We start from the raw sequence: 363 nt of genomic DNA, 5'->3' as shown, positions 1-363 counted from the left end.
GCTAACCAATACTAATTGCCCGTGAGGCTTGACCATATAACACCCAAGCAATTTGCGTCGAATGACCAGATTGCGGTGACTGTGAAGATGACACGAACCGAAAGTTTGCGTCACAAGCGACACCTGAATAACTGACTGTCACATACCCGATTTGCTGAAGCGCGCCGTATGGCACGACTCGGTACCCGAATTTCTTGACGACCATAGAGCATTGGAACCACCTGATCCCATCCCGAACTCAGTAGTGAAACGATGTATCGCCGATGGTAGTGTGGGGTTTCCCCATGTGAGAGTAGGTCATCGTCAAGATTGAATTCCAGAAACCCTCATCGCTTATGCGTTGAGGGTTTTTGTTTTTATGGC

The 363-nt window shown here is 48.5% G+C and carries 1 rRNA gene; it reads left to right on the top strand.

Going from position 1 to position 363, the window contains the following annotated elements:
- Positions 1-193: 193 nt before the first annotated feature.
- Positions 194-309 (top strand): 5S ribosomal RNA (rrf, locus tag ALO43_RS12155).
- Positions 310-363: the final 54 nt, after the last annotated feature.

The sequence above is a fragment of the Pseudomonas tremae genome, from assembly GCF_001401155.1.
Taxonomy (GTDB): Bacteria; Pseudomonadota; Gammaproteobacteria; order Pseudomonadales; family Pseudomonadaceae; genus Aquipseudomonas; species Aquipseudomonas tremae.
This window is presented reverse-complemented; position numbering and strand designations above follow the sequence as displayed.